The sequence below is a fragment of the Ruegeria sp. HKCCA5463 genome, assembly GCF_013034175.1.
Classification (GTDB): domain Bacteria; phylum Pseudomonadota; class Alphaproteobacteria; order Rhodobacterales; family Rhodobacteraceae; genus Ruegeria.
The window spans coordinates 1-18,750 of sequence record NZ_WQFL01000010.1 but is presented as its reverse complement, the minus strand read 5'-3'; the positions used below and the strand labels follow the sequence as shown (position 1 = coordinate 18,750).

Below are 18,750 nucleotides of genomic sequence, written 5' to 3'. Positions count from 1 at the left end.
AGGCCCGATTGATGACTTCCCTGCAATCTCGCATCCTACGGTCGCCTCGAACGCGTTGTGCTTCGCAAACGCTGCCTCGAGCCGACCTGCGGATTCATTTTCATTGCTAAGCAGGGAAGCATCGAAGTGGCAGAACGATCCCCTCTCTTTCTGGGCCTCGCCCGTCCGCCCAAGTATCTGGGCTTGCCCGTAGGGTACCTCGTGGTTCTGGCGACCGGGGTCGTTCTGCCGTTCATCTGGACGAAGTCGATGGTCTTCTTCCTGATTGGTCTCGTCGCCTATCCGATCCTGTGGTTCGTCGCAGACCGCGAGCCGCATTTTTTCGAGGTTCTGCGCGTCTCCAATGGCACCGTCCGCCCGACGAAGAAGCGGGCCCTGCATGGAGGCGACAGCTTTGGCGCTTGATGCGGGCACACTTTCCACTCACGGAACGGCACTCCTTCAAGCGGGCGGCGCGGAGTTCGCGCGGGAGAGCTATCTCGCCGAACACCTGCCGTATTTTACCCTCGCCGATGACGATGTCATGGTCCTGCGCGAGGGCGATCTGATGGCGACCTTGCGCCTTGATGGTCTGAACCAGATGACCAGCGAAGACGCCCGGCTCGACGCGCTCAAACGCGCGGTTGCCGCCATCGTCGCCCAGACCGGCAACGCCTTCGGCTTCTACATCCACCGGATCTCGGTCCCACAGGATCTCGGGATACATCCCATCGAGGGAGACAGTTTCGCCGCTGCAATCGACGCCCGCTGGCAGGCCCATGTCAAAGACCTGCGCCCGGCCAAGCGCCAACTCTATCTCAGCGTGATCCGGCGCCCCGACATCTCCGCGCGTATTCCCCTCCTGCGGGCGCTGGCCCGCAAGGCCTGGGTCAAGGACCGCGCAACGCGCCTTCAGGAACTGAACGAGGTCATGGGCTTCTTCGAGGTGGCGCTTGCTTCGGCCAATCCGGTGAGGCTCACAAAGTCAGGTGGCGAATGGCTGGGCTATCTCAACACCTTGAATGCGGGCAGCTTCTCCCCCATTGCCTTCGGGCAAAGCGCCCTGCCCCTTTCACATACCTTGAGCAACTGCCGCGCGACCTTTGATGGCGACGTCGTCACCCTGACGGACGCCGTGACCGGTCAGATCAAATACGGTGCACTCTTCTCGATGAAGACCTATCCGGCCTTCACCGACGTCACGCTGCTCGATACGCTCGACCTACCTCTCGACATCGTGCTGACGAATTCCTTCAGCCCGATCCCGAACAACATCATGGCCGAGCGCATCCAGCGGATCATCCGCCAGATGCATGCCTCCGACGATGCCGCTGTCTCCCTGCGCGAACAGCTGGGCCAGGCTGCCGACGACCAGGAGGCGGGGCGCATCGCCTTTGGCGATCATCACCTTTCCATCGCCGTCTATGCGCCGGATCGCGACATGCTCGAACGGGCCGCCGCCCAGATCAAGCGCGTCGGCCAGGAAATCATGTCGGTGATCGTGCGCGAAAACATGGCGCTGAAAGCCACCTACTTCGCACAATCCCCCGGCAATTTCGGCTACCGCGCGCGCAAGACGCCGATCTCCTCGATCAACTTCGCTGATTTCGCGGCCCTGCATGGCAGCGTCGAGGGGCGGGGTCCAGATCAGTCGCCCTGGGGCCAGACCATCTCGGTCCTGCCGACGGTCGGCACCTCGAACTATCGGTTCAACTTCCACGAGGCGGGAGACCCAAGCAAGGAACCCACGGTCGGCCATACGCTCGTTCTGGGCCGTACCGGCACCGGCAAGACACTGACCACAGCCTTTCTCGCAGCCCAAGCACAACGGGTCGGCGCGCGGCTTTTCTTCTTCGACAAGGATCGCGGCCTCGAGATGGCCGTGCGCGCCCTTGGTGGCCGCTACAACGAAATCCGCGCGGGCGTTCCCACGGGTCTCAATCCGCTCGCCACCGAGACCGACGAACGCGGCCGTGCCTGGCTCTCGGATTGGCTTGCGACACTTCTCACACGCAATGGAACCCTCACGGGCGAGCAATCCCGCCATATCCAGAGCGCGGTCGGTCAGAACGCCGATGCGGGCGCGGCCCTGCAGCGCTTCGCCAGTTTCGAGACCCTGTTCCAGTCGCTCGACGATGATGGCGAGTTGCAAAGCCGCGTCGCCGAATGGGCGCCGGGTGGGCGCTACGGTTGGGTCTTTGACGAACCCGAACGCGGGGCGGGTCTCAAGCTCACGGGCGACATCGTCGGGTTTGACATGACCGAGATCCTCGACATGACCACCGAGCGCATGGCGGTGCTCTCCTACATCTTCCGCCAGATCGAACGGGTGGTCGAGGATCGCCGCCCCACCATCATCGTACTCGACGAGGCGTGGAAGCTCTTGGACGATCCCTACTTTGGGGCGCGACTCGAAAACTGGCTGGTGACGCTACGCAAGATGAACTGCGTCGTCATCATGATGACGCAATATCCAAGCCAGCTGCGCGACAGCCGCGTCGGCAAGACCATCGTCGAGACGGTGCCCACCCAGATCCTCTTCCCGAACGATCGCGCCACCATCTCCGATTACGACTTCCTTCGCGTGAACGCCAAAGAGGCGGCCCTCCTCGTCCAGCCCACCATCGGCCAGCGCATCGCGCTCGTGCGCTCGGCCGGCGACAGCGTCTTCGTCGATGCGGACCTCTCCGCACTTGGCGACCTCCTTCCCATACTTGGCGGCGGTGCCACGGGCGAGGCGCGTGTGCCCGCCGATTGGCGCGCCCACCCCGATTTCTGGAGACACGTGTTATGAATATGAAACCTTTCCTCGCGCTTTGCGCCGCCGCGAGCCTGCTCGCCGCTTGCGAAAAATACACCGAGAAAACCTCGCCCTGCTTCGGCCGCAATGGCGAGCCGCAGGTGACGCGGTCCGCCCTGTCGTTCTCGACAATGGGCGCACCAGTTCAAGAGGCTGCGAAGCACGACTGCACCTTCGAACCCCTGCCCCGTCCGGAATGAGCCGCGTCGCGATCATATCCGCGGGGCTCTGCCTTGGGCTTGGTGCCCTGCCCGCGCATGCCCAGGGCGTGCCGACGCAGGACAATTCCACGATCGGCCGCGCCATCGCGCGGGTGACGGCACTGGCCGAGGATCTGGGCGTCCAGCAGGACAAGGACCGCACCGAGTCCACGCTGGCCGATGTGCAGGCCGACCAGCTGCGCGTCCTCGAAGAGATGACGGCGGCCATCACCGGCCCCGGCTTCGACATCCGCGCGCTCGAAGGAAACGCGGATTTTGGAGTGGCGGCGGTCTATCCCAATACCGATCCGAGCCCGATGAACAACCGCCTTTTCGGTGAAGGCCGCGAGACGGTCGAGATGATGATCGTCGAGGTCGCGGGCGAGTTCGCGAGTGCCCCCGGTGTGGCCCGCGCCGGTCTCTCGGCTACCCAATGGCGCTGCCTCTTCCAGGCCCTGATCAAGCAGGAGAGCCGCTTCAATGTCGCCGCCGAAAGCCCGGTCGGCGCCTACGGGTTGACCCAGCTCATGCCCGGCACCGCCTCCGATCTTGGAGTCGACCGCTATGATGTGAAAGACAACCTCCGCGGCGGCGCGCGTTACATCACCACCCAGCTCAATCGCTTCGGCAACATCCCCCATGCGCTCGCGGCCTATAACGCGGGGCCGGGTCGGGTCATCGAATACGGGGGCGTGCCGCCCTTTGCTGAGACCCAAGGCTACGTGCGCAATATCTCGAAGTTCTACAACGAATACTTGGCCGTGGTCGGAGGCGCCGATGCACTCGACACGCTCTCGCCCTCGGACTTTGCTCTGGCCGAATATGCCAGCATCTCCGAAGCCAGCGTCTATTACGCCGCCGACAGTTCGGCCACGACCGAACAAGTGATCAACCGCCTCCGCGCGATCATCCTGCAGATCGATGCGCAACCCAATGCCAAGGCGGCCTGGGAACTCAACACCTACGCCAAGGCCGAGATCGGCCGCATCCTCAACCTCCGCGTCCGGCTCATGGCTGCGAACCAGCAGCGTGAGGCAGCCTTCGCGCAGCACCTCGTCGCGGACCGGCTGGCCGAGCGCGACTTCATGCAGATGGGAGTTCCCGAATGAGACAGCTTCTCCTGACCGTAGCCGCGGTCACTACGCTCGGGGTCTCCAGCCCCGCCACCGCCCAAGGTGTGCCAACTTTCGACGGCTCGGCACTTCAGCAGTTCGTGGCGCAACTCGAGCACATGGCAGAGGATCTGAATGTCCAGATGCAGCAACTCGCGACCATGCGGCTGGAATTGGAAACCCAGCTCTCGCAGCTCACCAACCTCGAGGCGCAACTGACCTCGCTCATTGAAGGCAGCGGGTTGGGCGAACTCTTCGCCACGGTCGAGGAATTCCGCGCGCTCCGCGGCAAGCTGGTCGCCCCCCTCAGTACCGCGCAATCTCTGGCCAGCGGCGATTTCCTGAGCGGCTTCAATCCCGGCGTGGAACTCTCGGCCTCTGTCGAGCGCGTGCTTTCGGGCAGCGGCTTCACCTCGGAGCGCCTGAGCACGCTCTCAGTCTCCGATCATCCGGCCGACAATCGCATCGCCACCTCGGCCGGGGCCAGCGCCATGCTCTCCGTCGCCGCGCAGGAAAGCCATGAAGAGGCAGGCCAAAGCCTCGAACGGCTCGAGACCATGGTCGGGCTCATCGACGATCAGGACGGTCTGAAGGCCGCCGTCGATCTCAACACCCGCGTCACCGCCGAGCTTGGCATCATCCTGACCCAGATCTGGCGGCTTGAAGCGGCGCAAGGCGTCAGCGCCGGCCAGCTTGGCGTCGTCGATGCCGCGACCCTCGCGGACGAGCGCAAGTTCCGGTCGATGGCGGTCGACCCATGAGGCAAACCATTAGACTCAGCTTGGCACCAATTCGATCTCTTTGTCTCGCCGCGCTCGTCGTGAGTGCCCTGACCTGTGCCGCGCTGGCCCAGACCACGAGCACGAACCCTTCCGGCGAAACACCCTTCAACTCGATGGCCATCGCGCGGGACGGGGCCGACGAATGTCGTGTTCCGAAACCGCCCGCCGATCTGGCGGAAACGGCCTATCTCCGCAACGGCTACCGCGCGATCCTGCGCATCCTGATCGCCGAGGAGGCCCTCGCCTCGGAGAGCTGCACCTGCCTGCTGGACCAGTTCACCTGGGATCAGGCACTCACCGCCCTGCCCCGGTTCCAGACCTCGGACAACCCGCGTCTGCCCTTCAACGTGCTCGAGCTCTACGCCAAGGCGGACGCGCTCGAGGCGCAAGTTGTGGAGGCCTGTGCGGAATAGATGGGGGTCATTCGCGACATCCTGAGCCAGGTCGACGCCGCGGTGGATACCGTGGCACAGGACGGCTTTGCCTCCTCGGCGGGTGCCGTCGGCGACGTGATCTCCGCCGGGGCCGCGCTCCTCGTCGTGCTCCTCGGGATCAACGCAGTTATGCAGCTCCGCCCCCTGCCCTTCGGCACCGGCTTTGCTTTCGGCATGAAGATCGCGCTCGTGGGCATATTCGCGCAGAGCTGGGACAATTTCAGCGTCATCTATGACATCGTCACGCGGGTGCCCGACTCCGTCGGCGCTTCGATCCTCGCGCTCACCGGCTCGGGCGACGAGGCCGGGGTCTATGAGAGCCTCGACAACATGGTCGCCCGCATCACCGCCTATGGTGACACGATTGGTGATCGCGCGGGCTGGGTCTTCGGCGCGGTCCTGGGTGCCATCTTCTTCGTCCTCTCCGCCGTCTTTGCCGCCGTCACCGCCGGCATCATCGCCTTCGCCCGCATCGTCTTCGCGCTGATGATTGTCATCGCCCCCTTCATGATCGTGACCTCGCTCTTCAAGCCGACCCAGTCCCTCTTCGAGGCCTGGACCCGCGCCACCATCGGCTATGCGCTCATGCCCGTCGCCGCCGCAGGCGCGGCGGGCATCATCGTCGCCATCGCCGAGGCCATCGGGGATGCTTCCGCCGATCCCGGCGATGTCGAGACCGTCAGCCTGATCCTGCCCTTCCTCGTCATCCTGATCCTCAGCGCCGGGATCATGGCCTCGGTGCCCTACATCGCCTCCAACCTCACCGGGGTTGTCGGCATTGCCTCGAATGCCGTGGGGCTGACCGGCCTCGCGCGGCAGGGGTTCGTAAATACGCGGGAGTATGGCGCGGGTGCCGCCTCGCGTCTCGTCACCGGCAAGTCCCCGCAGGAGCTGAACCAGATGGCCAATGCGGGCGTGGTGAAAACCGGCGAGTTGATCCGGCAAAGCCCCGGCGCGCTCCTCTCCGCCGCCAAGGCTTTCCGCAAACCCTGATGTGAAAGACGACTGACGTGAAGAAGCTTGTGACCAGTTCCCCCGCGCCAGACCGCGACGCTTTCGAGGCGGATTTCATCTACGGGCCAAGACGGCGCGAGCGCTTTGCCTGGTTCGTTGCGGCGGCAGGCGTGCTGGTCGGCGTGGCAGGCATGGTCGCGGGCGCAAGCCTCTTTCCGCTCAAATCCACCGAGACCTTCGTGGTCGTGGTCGACAAGGAGACCGGCGAGATGGATCGCGTGGCCGCCGTGCAGGCGCTGACGCTCTCGGAAAGTGACGCCATCATCCAGGCCAATCTCGTGGCCTATGTCGACGATCGAGAGACCTATGACCTGACCGACGGCGAGCAGCGCATCAACTCGGTGCTCGATCGCTCGGGTGGCGACGCCGCCCGCACGCTGCGCGATCTCTGGTCCTCCACCAATGAGGACTACCCGATCACCGTCTATGGCCGCGACGCCAAGATCGAGGTGGTCATCAAATCGGTGAACCAGATCGAGCGTGGCGTGGCCCAGGTCCGCTTCACCCGCACGCTGCGCCGCCCCCGCGACACCCGCACCGTCACCCGGTCCTACGTGGCCACTGTCGGCTACGACTTCCAACCCGAAACCCGCCAGCGCCTTCAGGACGTCTGGGCCAACCCCTTGGGCTTCGTGGTGACCTCCTACCGCGTCGACGCCGAGACCCTGGAGAACTGACCCAAATGAATTCCCTGCCCGCGCTCCTCACCACGTTTCTCCTAGCGCTTGCCCTTCCTGTTGCAGCCCTCGCCGAGGCCACACCGCAAGGCGGCCCGCTCGACATCCGCATCCGCACCGCCGTCTATAACGAAAACCAGGTTTACCGGATCGAGACCGATCTTCGGCATTCAACCACGATTCATTTCGGGGCCGGGGAGAGGTTCGAGGCGGTGATTGTCGGCGACACCGAAAGCTTCCAGGTCGATCCGATCCCCGAGCTCGGCAATGTGCTCACGATCAAACCGCATGTGGCCAATGCCTCCACCAACATGACGCTGATCACCAACCGCCGCACCTATTCCTTCCACCTGCGCGAGGGCTCGATCCCGAACCGCACAGGCATGTTCTTCGAGGTGCGCTTCCGTTACCCCGACGAGGAACGCCGCGCGGCGGGTGCCTCTCAACCGAAGGGGTTTGAGGCCCCGCGCAATTACAACTACCGCGTCTCGGGCGAAGGCGACTTCCGCCCCAGCCATATTTATGACGACGGGCGCTACACGTATTTCGTCTTCCCGGAGAATGGCCGCCAGCCCGCCCTCTTCAAGGCCGACGACCAGGGCCGTGAACGCACGGTCAATTGGACCCAGCAAGGCAATACCGTCCGCGTGCTCGGGGTGAACACCTACTGGACGCTGCGCATCGGCAACGAGGCGATCTGCGCCTTGCACGACGAGAGCGCAATCTACGTGAGCAACTGACCATGGCCGATCAAACCCCTCCCGACCTTCAGAACCGCCTTGATCAATTCAGCCAGCGCGGGAAATCCAAACGCCGGGGCAACAGCCTCGGGGTTGGGGCCCTCGCCGCTGCCCTCGCCCTTGGCGGAGCTGGGGTTGCGTATTTCCTGGCGACCGGCCTGCAAGAGGGCGAAAGTGCGCTTGAGACCTCCGACGTCGAGACCTTTCAGGACCGTCGCCCCGGCACCGGCGGGCGGCTAGAGTTCCCGCCCGACGAGACCGAGCAACGGGTTAATGACGCGCTGATCGCCGTCGAGGAGGCGCTGGACGTGCCCGCGGCCCCTGCCCCTGAAGCGAGCGCCGAGGTGCTGGTCGAGATCGCCAAGCTGCGCGAGGCCCTCGCCGCCAGCCAGGCCGCGCGGAATTCGGAAATCCAGTCCGCCGTTGCGGACCTGCGCGAAGCTTTCGACGAGCAGAAGGTCGCGCTTGAAGCCACCTTGACCGAAAAGGAAACCGAGCTCGCCAACCTGCAGCGCCAGACAGAGACCCGCATCGAGGGTCTGCAGGCCATGCTGGATGCCGAGCGCGCACAGCGCGAGGGGCTCGAGGCCGAGCTCGACCGCGAAGGGTTGATCGCCGATCAGCGCTTGCTCGAAGAACGCCGCCGTCAGGAAGAGGAGCAGCGCCTGCGCGAGGCCGAGAGGGTTGCCGAGGAGCTTCTGACCGCACAGATCAAGTCGCCGGCCGTGGTCTACGCCGATGGCCCACGTGGCGGCACAAGCGGGGCGGCGGTGGCCGATCCCGCTGCCGCTGGCACCGGCGGGCCGGTCCTCTCGGGCAATGAGGCGTTCCTGCAGAGTGCGCCGCCGCTCGAGGTGCAGGAGGCTGCGCGCCTCACCCATCCCGAACGCACGTTGACCCAGGGCTCGGTTATCCAGGCCGCGCTCCAGACCGCCATCAACAGCGATCTGCCCGGGTCAGTGGTTGCGGTGGTCTCCGAGCCGGTTTCGGCGTTTTCCGGGGACCGGATCCTGATCCCCCGGGGCTCCCGCCTTTTTGGCCAATACCGCTCCGGGATCGAGATGCACCAGAAGCGCATCCTGATCCTCTGGACCCGTGTCCTGACCCCGGACGGCACCTCGATGGAAATCGCCGCCGTGGGCGGGGACCAGCTTGGCCGCTCTGGCCTCACCGGCCTTGTCGATACCAAATTCGCCGAGCGCTTCGGCGGGGCGGCGCTGATTTCCGTGATCGGGGCAGCACCGGCCGTGGCGGCGGAAAGCGCCAACAATGAAACGACCAGCATCGTCCTGGGCGATGTCGGCAGCGATCTTCAGGATGCGGTCGGCTCGGTCATCGCCGACCAGGTGTCGATCGCGCCCACGATCTATGTCGATCAGGGTGCCTCGGTCACTGTGCTCGTGGACCGGGATGTGGTGATTTACTGATGGAGCAGGCGTCACCAGCCTCCTACCTCGAGCGTTATCTCGACCCGTTCCGCGACCTTCTAAGGCGCGACGACGTCGTCGAAATCGCGATCAACCCGGACGGCAAAGTCTGGCTCGAGGTCGCAGGCGACGCCACCATGCGCCACGAAGGTCAGACCGTGGACCGGACCACCGCGCTCAACATGGCCCAGACCATCGTTGGCGATGCCAAGGCCCGCGTCTCTGAAAAGAACCCGCTCGTCTCTGGAAAGGTGGAATATGCCGGCCGCCCGCTTCGGGTTCAGGTCGCCGTGCCGCCCGCTATCGATCGCGGCGCCTCGATCACGATCCGCCTCTTCGCCTCAGGCAGCGTTCGGGACTACGCCCCTGCCTATCTCTTCGGCAAGGCCATCTCGCTCGATGCCCTCCGCGCCAAGAAAATGAAAGACATCGCCACACTCGCCGAAGAGAACCTCGAGGCCGCATTGCAGACCCTTGTCGAAGCGCGGCTCAACGTCCTGATCAGCGGTGGCACCTCGACCGGCAAGACCACTTTCGCCCGCCACCTGCTGACCTATGTGGGCGAGCACGAACGGCTGATCACCATCGAAGACGCTTTTGAGCTGTTCCCCGGCCAGCCGAACACCGTCGCCCTCCTGGCCGACCGAGGTGCCGGGTCGCAACGCAGCGCCAACGCACTATTGCAGGCATCGCTCCGCATGCGCCCCGACCGGATCATCGTTAGCGAGCTGCGTGGGGCCGAGGCCCTGACCTATCTCGAGGCGATCAACACAGGCCATGGCGGGTCAGTTTCCACCATCCACGCCGAAACCGCAGAGCTCGCCATCGACCGGCTAGCGATAATGGTTCTACAGGCCGGGACCCCGCTGACTTTCGCCGAGGTACGAGAATACATCCGGAAATCCATCGATGTGATCGTGCAGCTCGGGCGAACCGAGGGGAAGCGGGGGATTACGGAGTTCTATCTGCCGGGCTGATGGCGATTTTCACAAAAGCGCCTTGAAATAAGGCCGCCACCGCTGCAAACGGCCAGCAAGACGGAAAACTGAAGTCCAAATTTGTTGGGACCTTGCGCCGAAGTGGCGCGTTACGCTCAGGAGCGCTGATTGAAAAAGGCTTCTGCTAAGGCGGTGAACGCTTGGAGGATTGGCCGTTTGAGAGCTGCACCACGATGGGCAAGAGCGATCTGATGAAGGGGGGGGCTGCCGGAAAGGGGGACACGGGCCACCGGAGTCCCGTCATAGCAGGCGGTATCGGGCAGATCGGTGGCCAGCAGACCAACGCCGAATCCGTTGGCAACCATCGCCCGCAGCATTTCAATTGAGCTGGTTTCGTGGGCGACCTGCACTGGACTTCTGGCATTCTGCAGCAGGGACAGGAAATAGCCGCGGCTGTGATGCAGGTTCATCAGGATTACCGGTTCCTGTGCCAGGTCTTCGGCGTTGACGCTGGGCTGCTGCGCGAGCCGGTGCCCCTGCGGCAGCAAGGCATAGGGTACCGCCGCCATCAGAGGTGTGATGACAAAATCAGATGGAATGCCAAAGTCGTAAAGCAGCGCCATGTCAATCCGGCCTTCGCTGAGCCAGTCGAACAGCGTTTGCAGGTCACCTTCGAGGATACGGACTTTGGCGTCCGGGCGGTCGTCCAGGAACCGGCGTACCAGCCGTGGGGCATAGCGCGGGCCGAGGGTGGAAAACACTCCCAGGTTCATGAATTCCGGTGTTCCGCCACCGCCGCTCAGTACCCAACGCGCTTGCTTTTCCAGTTCGCGCAGCTGGGCGACCTTGTGCCGCCCGAACGGGGTCAGCTCCATCCCGCGCCCTGGGATGCGAAGAAAGAGCTTCTGTCCGAACACCTCCTCACAGCGGGCAATGGCCAGCGAAACCGAGGGCTGCGAGGTGTTCAGCGCGCGGCTCGCGGCGGCGGTGCTGCCGGTGTCCGCGACCGCCAGCAGGATTTCAACCTGGCGGAAGTTCAATGGTATATTCAACTGAGAATACCCTTTATATGCATATCGCATTTCCAAGTATATCTTATCGGACGCTATCCTCCAGCAAGCAATTGATGGTGGATACATGCTTGAAGATGACAAAATGGCAGGCCACAGGCCGCTCGAGGGTGTCAGAGTGCTGGATTTCTCGCGCGTTCTGGCCGGGCCCTACTGCACGGCACTGATGGCTGATCTTGGTGCGGAAGTGATCAAGGTCGAACCCCCTGCGGGCGATGACTACCGCCATATCGGCCCCTTCAAGGACGGCGAAAGCCTGCTGTTCCAATCGGTGAACCGCGGCAAGAAATCCATCGTTCTGGATCTGAAATCCGAGGACGGCGCGGCAGCGGCGCGGGCGCTGGCGGCGGAGTGCGACGTGCTGATCGAAAACTTCCGTCCCGGCGTGATGGAGCGGTTCGGACTGGGTGCAGAAGAGCTGTGCGCGGTGTGTCCGCAACTGGTCTATGTGTCTGTGTCCGGGTTCGGCCAGACAGGCCCGAACCGGATGCTGCCGGCCTATGACATCATCATCCAGGCGATGAGCGGGCTGATGGATATGACCGGCGCCGAGGACGGCCCGCCGATGATGGCCGGAGATGCCTTTGCTGACGTTGCAGGCGGCATGTTTGCTGCATTTGGGGCGATGGTGGCACTGTTTGACCGGGAACGCAGCGGCAGGGGGCGGCATGTTGATCTGGCGCTTTATGACTCGCTGGTGTCGATGATGCCGGTGGCGGCCTGCCGGGCGCTGATGGCGGGTGAGACGCCAAAGCGGACGGGCAGTAAACATGCGCTATCAGCGCCATTTGGCACCTATCCGGCTAAAGATGGCAGTTTTTCCGTAGCGGTACTGAACGACCGGCTGTTTGCCCGTTTCGCAGAAGCCATTGGCGCGTCGGATCTGGCGGAGGACGAGCGTTTTGCCAGTGATGTGTTGCGGCGACAGAATGAATCGGCCCTGGCCCGGCATATCGAAGATTGGGCCGCCGCGCGCTGCGCGCAGGATGCGGTGACGGTCCTGACAGAGGCGGGCATTCCAGCCGCGGCCCTGAGTACAGTGTCTGAAGCCTGGGCCTCGCCTCAGGCGCAGGCGCGCGGGCTGGCATCCCCGGTGAAACATCCCATTCTCGGTGAATTTTCTGTGCCGGAACAGCCCGTCCATTTCAGTGGAGCGGCAAGAGGTCACCGGCAGGCGGCCCCGGAACTGGGCGCGCACACACAGGAAATTCTGCAAAAGTTACAGGAAGGAGAGGCCGAATGACCGGCGACCTGAACAGCGAAGAGCAGGCTGTCATCAGCCAGATTGAACGGTTTTCCAGCGAGGTGCTGGCACCGGCCGCCGCCGACATCGATGCCAAAGGGAAGTTTGCAACCCTGCACCGCGCGGCGCTGGCAGAAATGGGCATCATGGGGATGAACCTGCCCGAAACCTATGGCGGCATCGGCCTGTCCGGGCCCGCTCTCTATGGCGCGGTGGAGGCTATCGCAGGTGCCTGCGGCTCCACAGCCTCGATGCTGACGGCGCACTTCCTGGCAACGGATTCGCTGCTGCTGGGCGGGGGGAAGACGCTCAAACAGCGCTTCCTGCCGGCCGCCGCAGCGGGTGAGGCACTTGGCGCCTTTGCGCTGACTGAGCCGATGGCGGGTTCCAACCCCGCTGATATGCGCAGTACCGCCAGCCGCGAAGGCGACGGCTACCGGCTGAAGGGCTCCAAATGCTTCATCTCCAATGCGGGTGATGCAGATTTTATCGTGGTCTATGCCAAGACCGACGGCGCAGCCGGCGCCCGCGGGGTCAGCGCCTTTGTGGTGGAACCCGGCAAGACCGGCGGGGTGGAGGTCGGCAAACACGAGGAGACCATGGGTCTGCGCGGCGGCCATGTGTTCCCGATCTCATTTGATTGCCATGTGCCGGCGGAAAACCGGCTTGGCGAAGAGGGCACTGGGTTCCGAACCGCGATGAAGGTGCTGGATAACGGCCGTATCGAAGTGGCCGCGCAGGCCACTGGCATTGCGCGCGCTGCACTGGGCGCAGCTGTGTCCTATGCCAAGGAACGAGAGGTCGGCGGACAGCCGATCGGCAATTTCCAGGGGCTGCAGTGGATGCTGGCCGACAGTGCCACTGAGCTGGCCGCGGCGCGGGCATTGGGGCTGCAAGCCGCCCGCAAGCGGGGCACCGGCGAGCGTTATTCGCCTGAGTCTGCCTTCGCCAAGCTTTATGCCAGTGAGGCAGCCTGGCGCATTGCGGACCGGGCGCTGCAGATTCACGGCGGCTATGGCTATACCCGCGATTTTCCGGTGGAACGCTACTTGCGCGACTTACGGATCTTCCGGATCTATGAAGGATCATCGGAGATACAGCGAACCATCATTGCGCGCGAACTGCTGAGCTAACGGCTTAGGCGGGCGTTATGTCAGTTAGCGCCGTTTTCGAAAATTGCTCCAGCGGAGTGAACTGAACAGGAATTGTGAAGGCTGTTGCAATGGTTCTGGCCTTGGCCTGCAACCCGTACAGCCTTCCAAGATCTTTTTTGTGCCAACGGCACTGGTCTGTTGCGCCAGGACAGTGCGGCATTCAACAGGCGCACCCGGTTTCGCCACCGCTTATTCTAACTAGACTACGCCACCGGAACTGCCCAGATTTGCCTGTGCCCAACGGTCAAGCTCCTGCATTACGGGCTCAAGCGACTGCCCGGTCGGCGTAAGGGAATACTCCGTGCGGGGCGGAACCTCTGCATAAACTGTACGGATGACGATTCCATGCGCTTCCAGTTCCCGCAATTTGCGGGTCAGAACACGCTGAGAAACGTCGGGGATTTGACGGCGGATTTCACCGAACCGCCGGGTGCCGCCAATCAGAAAATGAATGATCTGGCACTTCCACTTCCCGCCGATGATCTCGATGACGGTTTCGACCGGGCATTCATGCGCACCTGCATCTTCCTCTTTTGAATCCTTCATCTTGTCTTCGAACATCCCATTAAGCTCCCCGCTTCAGAAATGTACCCGTGGTTGCGCTTCCCTGCCAAGGTTTGCTCCCTCGCAGGGCGCCGGGTTCTGCGTCATGAACAGCCACTGTGCAGAAGCGAACTGACATCTTCAATAGTATCCAAAGTGTTCCTACTCACCACATTGGGCCATAGGTGCTAAATTGGGGCGCGGCGGCAAGGCAGAAACTGTCTTGGAGCCGCCAGCCCACGACCTGCCTGGAGGCACCATGAAACTGAAATCCACCTCACCCGCCCTGGCGGCAGGAATTCTGTCCCTGTCGTTTGCAACAGGCGCTGCCGCGCTTGAAACGCCTCAGTCCACCACCGTGCTGGAGTTTGCCGACAGCAATACGCTGTTTGTAGCTGACTCCGACGGTGGAAGGATCTTTGCCTACACGCTGCCCGAATCTGCCCCGGCAGCGGAATCACGCAGTTACAACCTGATTGGCCTGGGCGCCCGGCTGGCCGCCACAACCGGCGCTGATCCGTACAGCATCAGCTATCACGACATCGCTGTGCATCCCGTCTCCAAGGAAACCTATATTTCGATGTCCCTGCGCTCGGGCGGCAGCAAGTCGCCGATGATTGTGCGCGTGGATCAGGATGGCAGTATCACACCGCTGGATCTGGCCGCATTGGAGGGCACGTCGGTGGAACTGAACGGCACACCCGATGACAGCGTCACTTTCTGGCATGACATTCCGGCTGCCACCTTCACCGTCACGGATCTTGATTTCGTGGATGGCACGCTGTTCGCTGCCGGGCTGTCGACCGGAGAGTTCGCCTCAACCCTGCGGCAGATCCCATACCCGTTCACCGACACCGCTTCCGCGTCCAGCATCGAAATCTACCATACCGTTCACAATCAAACCGAAACCCGGGCACCGATCCGGGCTATGAGCGTGGTCGAGCTGGATGGCGTGAAAACGGTTGTTGCCGCCTACACCTGTACACCGCTGGTCACGATCCCCTCTTCCGATCTGGCTGATGGTGCCCATGTATCCGGCAAAACCGTAGCCGAACTGGGCTATGGCAACACCCCGCTTGAGGTGCTGCATTTCACTGCGCCGAATGAGGAGTTCCAGCCGGAAGAGTATGTGCTGGTCATCAACAAGGAACGCGATGCCGATCTGATCCGGGTGGCTGACCTGGCCGAGGCTGCCAAAAGCGAAGGGCTGTCGTCCCCCGAGCTTTGGGGCGACGCAGGGGTCAAAACCGCTGCCCGCCCGCTGGGGGCAGTCCTGCAGGCCGATGATCAGGATGAGCAGTTTCTGGTTACGCTCAAGCGCAACCTGGATACCGGCGACGTCGACCTGGTCTCCTTCCGCAAGGGCGCCTACTTCCGGCTCAGCGATTTCGTCAGCGAATACAATTTCCCCGACTATCAGTATGTGGAGGAGCAGGAGTTTTTCCGCAACTTCCAGAACATGCTGAAGGCAGACGCGGGCTACGCTGATCTGGCAAGGTAAAGTGAAGATGCTCCGCAATCTGAAAACTTCATCCCTCTGGCTGGCCGCGCTTCTTGCGGCCAGTTCAGCGGCCCAGGCCTGCGAGGAAAGCGTGCCAGGTCCTGCCGGGGTAACCCAAGTCTACCCCAATGCTGATGTGCTGCCGGAAAACCTGCTGCGCTTCTATGTCTACTTCTCCGAACCGATGGCACGGGAGGGCATATGGGACTCCGTCGTGCTGCTCGATGAAGACGGCAAGGTGGTTCCGGGGGCTTTTATCGAGAACAAATTCGATCTCTGGTCGCCGGATGACCGGAGGCTGACGGTGCTGTTTGATCCGGGCCGGGTAAAAACTGGGCTGGTTGCACACAATAAGCTGGGCCGGGCGCTGGAGCCGGGAAAGACTTATACGCTGCAAGTCAGGAACAGCGCGGAAACCAGGAGTGGCTGCACGTTAACGCGCAGCTATAAGAAGACCTTCGTTGCCGCCAAAGCAGATTTCGAGGCGCCTGATTTGGCGAAATGGCAGGTGCAGGCACCCATGGCGGATTCAACTGAGCCGCTTCTGGTGACACTGAATGGCCCGATGGATCACGTCTCCCTGGCCTACAGGGTGCGGGTAACCGATGAAACCGGTGCAAAGCTCGGCGGCTCGCTGCGGCTTGGGCCGGATGAGCGGGAGTGGATATTCACACCCCGCGATCCCTGGGCAAACGCCAATTACCGGATTGAGGTGGATACCACGCTGGAAGATATCGCTGGAAACAGGCTGACCGGCTTGTTCGACCGGCCGCTGGACAGCGATGGCTACAGCCAGCCGGGACAAAAGACAGAAAGCCTCACCTTCAAGCCGCGCAACAACTGAAGAGCTGCATGGAAAGGACACCGGTCATGAAACTCTACTACGCACCCGGCACCTGTGCCCTGGCACCGCATATCGCCCTGGAATGGACGGGCAAGCCTTACGAAGCAGAGCGGGTCGAACTCGGATCCGAGGAATATCTCAAGATCAATCCTATGGGAATGGTCCCGGCGCTGAAGGATGATGGCTTCCGTATCATGACGCAGGCAGATGCGATCCTGAAGTATATCGAGGCCAAATACCCGGAGGCCGGCCTGGGCGTCGCCAAGGATCCGCTCAGCCAATTCGGGCTGGATGAGGCGCTGGCCTTTCTGACAGGCGATTTCCATCCCGCGTTCTGGCCTTTCTTTGTGCCGGACCGGTACACGGTCAACCGCAGCGAGGGCGCGCAGAATGAAGTCCGTGAAGCGGCATACGCCAGGATTGACCGGGTGATGAGCCATCTCGGCACATTGCTGGACGGCGGCCCGCATGTTGCAGGCAGCAAGCGCACGATTGCCGACCCCTATGCTTTTGCAATGGTCCGCTGGACGGCACACACGCCGAAACCCTGGCAGGACTACCCGCCGGTGAAACGCTTCATGGAAACCATGCTGGAAGACAGCGGCGTGCAAGCTGCGATGAAGACGCAGGGATTGAGCTGACAATGCACAGCTACGACTACAACGCACCCGACTACCACATTGCTTCGCGCGGCCGGATTGGCCCGGACCTGCTGCACGGCCTGTTTCCAGCGGACCGTTCGGCATGGGACGATGATCCCCGGTTTCTTGGCTGGCCCGCGCATCTTCAGCGCCTTCACGCCTCGATCTCTGAGGCCAGTGCCCGACTGATCGGCGGGCTGGAAGTCGTATTGGTGGAGCCGGAGGGCAGCGCGCAGGAGTTGATGGGCCTGACCGGCATGAACCGCCTGGGGCTTGATCTGGTCTCGCATGTTCACGGCCATCACAGCTTCGAGGACAGCAATGTGCTGCCCGGGTTCCTGGGGCGCTTCCCGCAGCTGGCTTCGGCCATTGACCTCCTGGAAAACGACCACCAGGTCCTGGAGCAGGCGCTGGACCAATCGGAACAGGTCTTTGCCCTGCTTCGTGGCGGGGAAATCTCCAAATCGCAGATCGGCAAGGCGCTGGAGCAGGCGAAAGTTCTGAACAAGATCCTGAACCGGCATACCTATGACGAGGAAGATATCCTGATCCCGGCGGTGCTGCATGCCTATGCCTGAAACACCGGATGACATCCCCCGGCTTTTTGCCGAGGCCTGGAATGCCAGGGACGCTCGCGCCCTGGCTGCCCTCTTTGCTGAGGACGCTGATTTCGTCAACGTGGTTGGCCTGTGGTGGCACAACCGCGTCAACATTGAAAAAGCGCACGCCTACGGGCTCAGTACGTTTTTCCAGCACTCAGAGATTACTGCCCGGGGTATCAAGGTCCGGCGGGTTGGCGGCGACACCTCGATCATTCACACCCGCTGGAAGCTAGCAGGGCAGATTGGCAAGGCAGGTGAAACCCTTGAGGACCGGTTTGCAATAATGGTGTTCTTTGCACAGCGTCTGGCCAATGGCTGGACCGTCCTGGCTGCGCACAACACCGACGTCATACCGGGCATGGAGACCATTGCTGCCAAGGACGGGTCGGCATTTGCTGTAAACTACCGGGATGGCGAATAGCGGCTACCCCACTTGTTCGTTCTAGCCCTGGAACCAAGGTTTATTTGCCGCAATTGAGGCGCAGGCGGGAAGAAATTGTAGAATGAACCCGGATTTGGAAGGCCTCTCCTGTTGCGGTCAGGAGAGGCACTCAGGACCAGCGGGCCGGTCTACGAACTTGTCCCAACTGGCGCGCGGTTGATCTGGCTGAGTTCTTCCATCACGTCGAACACGTGGTCGCTGACGACCTCGATGCCGATCGCGTTCAGGCGGGGAATGTGCATGGTCTTGTAGGCCTCCAGTTGCTCAAGGCTTTTGAACAGATAGGTGGAGCCGAAGTGATTGGTGCCGGCCTCATGGGTCCAGATTTTCCAGACAACGCCGGGTTCCTGGGCGATGCTTTCGGCTAGCTGTTTGGCGCCTTGGCGGAAATCTTCGGTGACGGGGCCATCGTAGGTCAGATGGATGTCCCAGATTTTCTGAGTGCTCATGATTTGGTCCTTCTTGAGGAGTTGCGAGAAACGTGTGGTTGAGGTTGCATTGGGGCGGGCTCAGCCCTTGCGGAGTTGCAGGAAGCAGAGAGCCGAGAGCAGGGCGAAGAATGCCGGATCCGACCAGCCAAAGCCGGTGAAAATACCTGCGGCACCGG

At 62.6% G+C, this 18,750-nt stretch carries 21 protein-coding genes; 18 read left to right on the top strand and 3 right to left on the bottom strand.

The features are described 5' to 3' along the window. Positions 1-126 precede the first annotated feature (126 nt). Genes GOW09_RS18555 through GOW09_RS18505 form a run of 11 tightly spaced genes read left to right on the top strand, consistent with a single transcriptional unit; the run spans position 127 to position 10,142 of the window. A complete protein-coding gene (locus GOW09_RS18555; protein ID WP_171119995.1) occupies positions 127-405 on the top strand; it encodes a VirB3 family type IV secretion system protein in 279 nt (92 codons plus the stop codon). Beyond that, positions 380-2,773, top strand: coding sequence for a type IV secretion system protein B4 (locus tag GOW09_RS18550; protein WP_171119994.1), 2,394 nt, complete (start codon positions 380-382; stop codon positions 2,771-2,773). The genes GOW09_RS18555 and GOW09_RS18550 overlap by 26 nt, the downstream gene beginning before the upstream one ends. After that, on the top strand, positions 2,770-2,979 hold the full coding sequence (locus tag GOW09_RS18545; protein WP_171119993.1) for a hypothetical protein: 210 nt from the start codon (positions 2,770-2,772) through the stop codon (positions 2,977-2,979). The genes GOW09_RS18550 and GOW09_RS18545 overlap by 4 nt, the downstream gene beginning before the upstream one ends. After that, positions 2,976-4,088, top strand: a complete 1,113-nt coding sequence (locus GOW09_RS18540) for a lytic transglycosylase domain-containing protein (RefSeq protein WP_171119992.1) — start codon at positions 2,976-2,978, stop codon at positions 4,086-4,088. Before GOW09_RS18545 ends, GOW09_RS18540 begins: the two co-directional genes overlap by 4 nt. Further along, positions 4,085-4,852, top strand: coding sequence for a type IV secretion system protein (locus GOW09_RS18535; protein ID WP_171119991.1), 768 nt, complete (start codon positions 4,085-4,087; stop codon positions 4,850-4,852). Before GOW09_RS18540 ends, GOW09_RS18535 begins: the two co-directional genes overlap by 4 nt. Before the next feature lie 59 nt (positions 4,853-4,911). Continuing rightward, the gene (locus GOW09_RS18530; protein WP_371732289.1) at positions 4,912-5,286 is read left to right on the top strand and encodes a hypothetical protein; all 375 of its coding nucleotides are present in this window, start codon (positions 4,912-4,914) and stop codon (positions 5,284-5,286) included. Further along, complete coding sequence (locus GOW09_RS18525) at positions 5,287-6,300, top strand: type IV secretion system protein (RefSeq protein WP_171119990.1); 1,014 nt, start codon at positions 5,287-5,289, stop codon at positions 6,298-6,300. Between the two features lie 17 nt (positions 6,301-6,317). Then, complete coding sequence (locus GOW09_RS18520; RefSeq protein WP_171119989.1) at positions 6,318-6,998, top strand: type IV secretion system protein; 681 nt, start codon at positions 6,318-6,320, stop codon at positions 6,996-6,998. Between the two features lie 5 nt (positions 6,999-7,003). Continuing rightward, positions 7,004-7,738 (top strand): TrbG/VirB9 family P-type conjugative transfer protein, encoded by a 735-nt coding sequence (locus GOW09_RS18515; RefSeq protein WP_171119988.1) that lies wholly within the window; start codon positions 7,004-7,006, stop codon positions 7,736-7,738. Between the two features lie 2 nt (positions 7,739-7,740). After that, positions 7,741-9,165 (top strand): TrbI/VirB10 family protein, encoded by a 1,425-nt coding sequence (locus GOW09_RS18510; protein ID WP_171119987.1) that lies wholly within the window; start codon positions 7,741-7,743, stop codon positions 9,163-9,165. Further along, positions 9,165-10,142: an ATPase, T2SS/T4P/T4SS family gene (locus tag GOW09_RS18505; protein WP_171119986.1), complete on the top strand. Its 978-nt coding sequence runs from the start codon at positions 9,165-9,167 to the stop codon at positions 10,140-10,142. Before GOW09_RS18510 ends, GOW09_RS18505 begins: the two co-directional genes overlap by 1 nt. 116 nt (positions 10,143-10,258) lie before the next feature. Here the strand turns inward: GOW09_RS18505 and GOW09_RS18500 are convergent, their stop codons facing one another. Beyond that, positions 10,259-11,155, bottom strand: a complete 897-nt coding sequence (locus GOW09_RS18500; protein ID WP_171119985.1) for a LysR family transcriptional regulator — start codon at positions 11,153-11,155, stop codon at positions 10,259-10,261. A gap of 85 nt (positions 11,156-11,240) precedes the next feature. Here GOW09_RS18500 and GOW09_RS18495 point away from each other — a divergent pair, with 85 nt between their 5' ends. Together GOW09_RS18495 and GOW09_RS18490 are read left to right on the top strand one after the other, a co-directional pair. After that, on the top strand, positions 11,241-12,416 hold the full coding sequence (locus GOW09_RS18495; RefSeq protein ID WP_171119984.1) for a CaiB/BaiF CoA-transferase family protein: 1,176 nt from the start codon (positions 11,241-11,243) through the stop codon (positions 12,414-12,416). Continuing rightward, complete coding sequence (locus GOW09_RS18490; protein ID WP_171119983.1) at positions 12,413-13,549, top strand: acyl-CoA dehydrogenase family protein; 1,137 nt, start codon at positions 12,413-12,415, stop codon at positions 13,547-13,549. The genes GOW09_RS18495 and GOW09_RS18490 overlap by 4 nt, the downstream gene beginning before the upstream one ends. A gap of 219 nt (positions 13,550-13,768) precedes the next feature. Here GOW09_RS18490 and GOW09_RS18485 read toward each other — a convergent pair whose 3' ends face one another. Then, positions 13,769-14,116 (bottom strand): helix-turn-helix domain-containing protein, encoded by a 348-nt coding sequence (locus tag GOW09_RS18485; protein WP_171120074.1) that lies wholly within the window; start codon positions 14,114-14,116, stop codon positions 13,769-13,771. Between the two features lie 256 nt (positions 14,117-14,372). On the opposite strand from GOW09_RS18485, the gene GOW09_RS18480 reads away from it, so the two are divergent. The 5 genes from GOW09_RS18480 to GOW09_RS18460 are packed head-to-tail and all read left to right on the top strand — an operon-like array spanning position 14,373 to position 18,122. Next, the gene (locus tag GOW09_RS18480; RefSeq protein WP_216598321.1) at positions 14,373-15,614 is read left to right on the top strand and encodes a hypothetical protein; all 1,242 of its coding nucleotides are present in this window, start codon (positions 14,373-14,375) and stop codon (positions 15,612-15,614) included. A 7-nt stretch (positions 15,615-15,621) separates the two neighbouring features. Continuing rightward, positions 15,622-16,458, top strand: coding sequence for an Ig-like domain-containing protein (locus tag GOW09_RS18475; protein WP_171119982.1), 837 nt, complete (start codon positions 15,622-15,624; stop codon positions 16,456-16,458). A 26-nt stretch (positions 16,459-16,484) separates the two neighbouring features. Beyond that, positions 16,485-17,099 (top strand): glutathione S-transferase family protein, encoded by a 615-nt coding sequence (locus GOW09_RS18470; RefSeq protein WP_171119981.1) that lies wholly within the window; start codon positions 16,485-16,487, stop codon positions 17,097-17,099. Positions 17,100-17,101: 2 nt separating this feature from the next. Continuing rightward, positions 17,102-17,677, top strand: coding sequence for a hemerythrin domain-containing protein (locus tag GOW09_RS18465; protein ID WP_171119980.1), 576 nt, complete (start codon positions 17,102-17,104; stop codon positions 17,675-17,677). Next, positions 17,664-18,122 carry an SgcJ/EcaC family oxidoreductase gene (locus GOW09_RS18460; protein ID WP_171119979.1) on the top strand — a complete coding sequence of 153 codons (459 nt, stop codon included), beginning with the start codon at positions 17,664-17,666 and terminating at the stop codon, positions 18,120-18,122. The genes GOW09_RS18465 and GOW09_RS18460 overlap by 14 nt, the downstream gene beginning before the upstream one ends. Before the next feature lie 149 nt (positions 18,123-18,271). On the opposite strand, the gene GOW09_RS18455 is transcribed toward GOW09_RS18460, so the two are convergent. Further along, positions 18,272-18,592 carry a monooxygenase gene (locus tag GOW09_RS18455; protein WP_171119978.1) on the bottom strand — a complete coding sequence of 107 codons (321 nt, stop codon included), beginning with the start codon at positions 18,590-18,592 and terminating at the stop codon, positions 18,272-18,274. Between the last annotated feature and the right edge of the window lie 158 nt (positions 18,593-18,750).

Bases quoted from the DNA above. Each gene is read 5' to 3' on its own strand.
- GOW09_RS18550 (WP_171119994.1), top strand. From the start codon at position 380: ATGGAGGCGACAGCTTTGGCGCTTGATGCGGGCACACTTTCCACTCAC.
- GOW09_RS18505 (WP_171119986.1), top strand. From the start codon at position 9,165: ATGGAGCAGGCGTCACCAGCCTCCTACCTCGAGCGTTATCTCGACCCG.
- GOW09_RS18545 (WP_171119993.1), top strand. From the start codon at position 2,770: ATGAATATGAAACCTTTCCTCGCGCTTTGCGCCGCCGCGAGCCTGCTC.
- GOW09_RS18535 (WP_171119991.1), top strand. From the start codon at position 4,085: ATGAGACAGCTTCTCCTGACCGTAGCCGCGGTCACTACGCTCGGGGTC.
- GOW09_RS18485 (WP_171120074.1), bottom strand. From the start codon at position 14,116: ATGAAGGATTCAAAAGAGGAAGATGCAGGTGCGCATGAATGCCCGGTC.
- GOW09_RS18475 (WP_171119982.1), top strand. From the start codon at position 15,622: ATGCTCCGCAATCTGAAAACTTCATCCCTCTGGCTGGCCGCGCTTCTT.
- GOW09_RS18540 (WP_171119992.1), top strand. From the start codon at position 2,976: ATGAGCCGCGTCGCGATCATATCCGCGGGGCTCTGCCTTGGGCTTGGT.
- GOW09_RS18525 (WP_171119990.1), top strand. From the start codon at position 5,287: ATGGGGGTCATTCGCGACATCCTGAGCCAGGTCGACGCCGCGGTGGAT.
- GOW09_RS18480 (WP_216598321.1), top strand. From the start codon at position 14,373: ATGAAACTGAAATCCACCTCACCCGCCCTGGCGGCAGGAATTCTGTCC.
- GOW09_RS18460 (WP_171119979.1), top strand. From the start codon at position 17,664: ATGCCTATGCCTGAAACACCGGATGACATCCCCCGGCTTTTTGCCGAG.
- GOW09_RS18455 (WP_171119978.1), bottom strand. From the start codon at position 18,592: ATGAGCACTCAGAAAATCTGGGACATCCATCTGACCTACGATGGCCCC.
- GOW09_RS18465 (WP_171119980.1), top strand. From the start codon at position 17,102: ATGCACAGCTACGACTACAACGCACCCGACTACCACATTGCTTCGCGC.
- GOW09_RS18495 (WP_171119984.1), top strand. From the start codon at position 11,241: ATGCTTGAAGATGACAAAATGGCAGGCCACAGGCCGCTCGAGGGTGTC.
- GOW09_RS18490 (WP_171119983.1), top strand. From the start codon at position 12,413: ATGACCGGCGACCTGAACAGCGAAGAGCAGGCTGTCATCAGCCAGATT.
- GOW09_RS18510 (WP_171119987.1), top strand. From the start codon at position 7,741: ATGGCCGATCAAACCCCTCCCGACCTTCAGAACCGCCTTGATCAATTC.
- GOW09_RS18470 (WP_171119981.1), top strand. From the start codon at position 16,485: ATGAAACTCTACTACGCACCCGGCACCTGTGCCCTGGCACCGCATATC.
- GOW09_RS18515 (WP_171119988.1), top strand. From the start codon at position 7,004: ATGAATTCCCTGCCCGCGCTCCTCACCACGTTTCTCCTAGCGCTTGCC.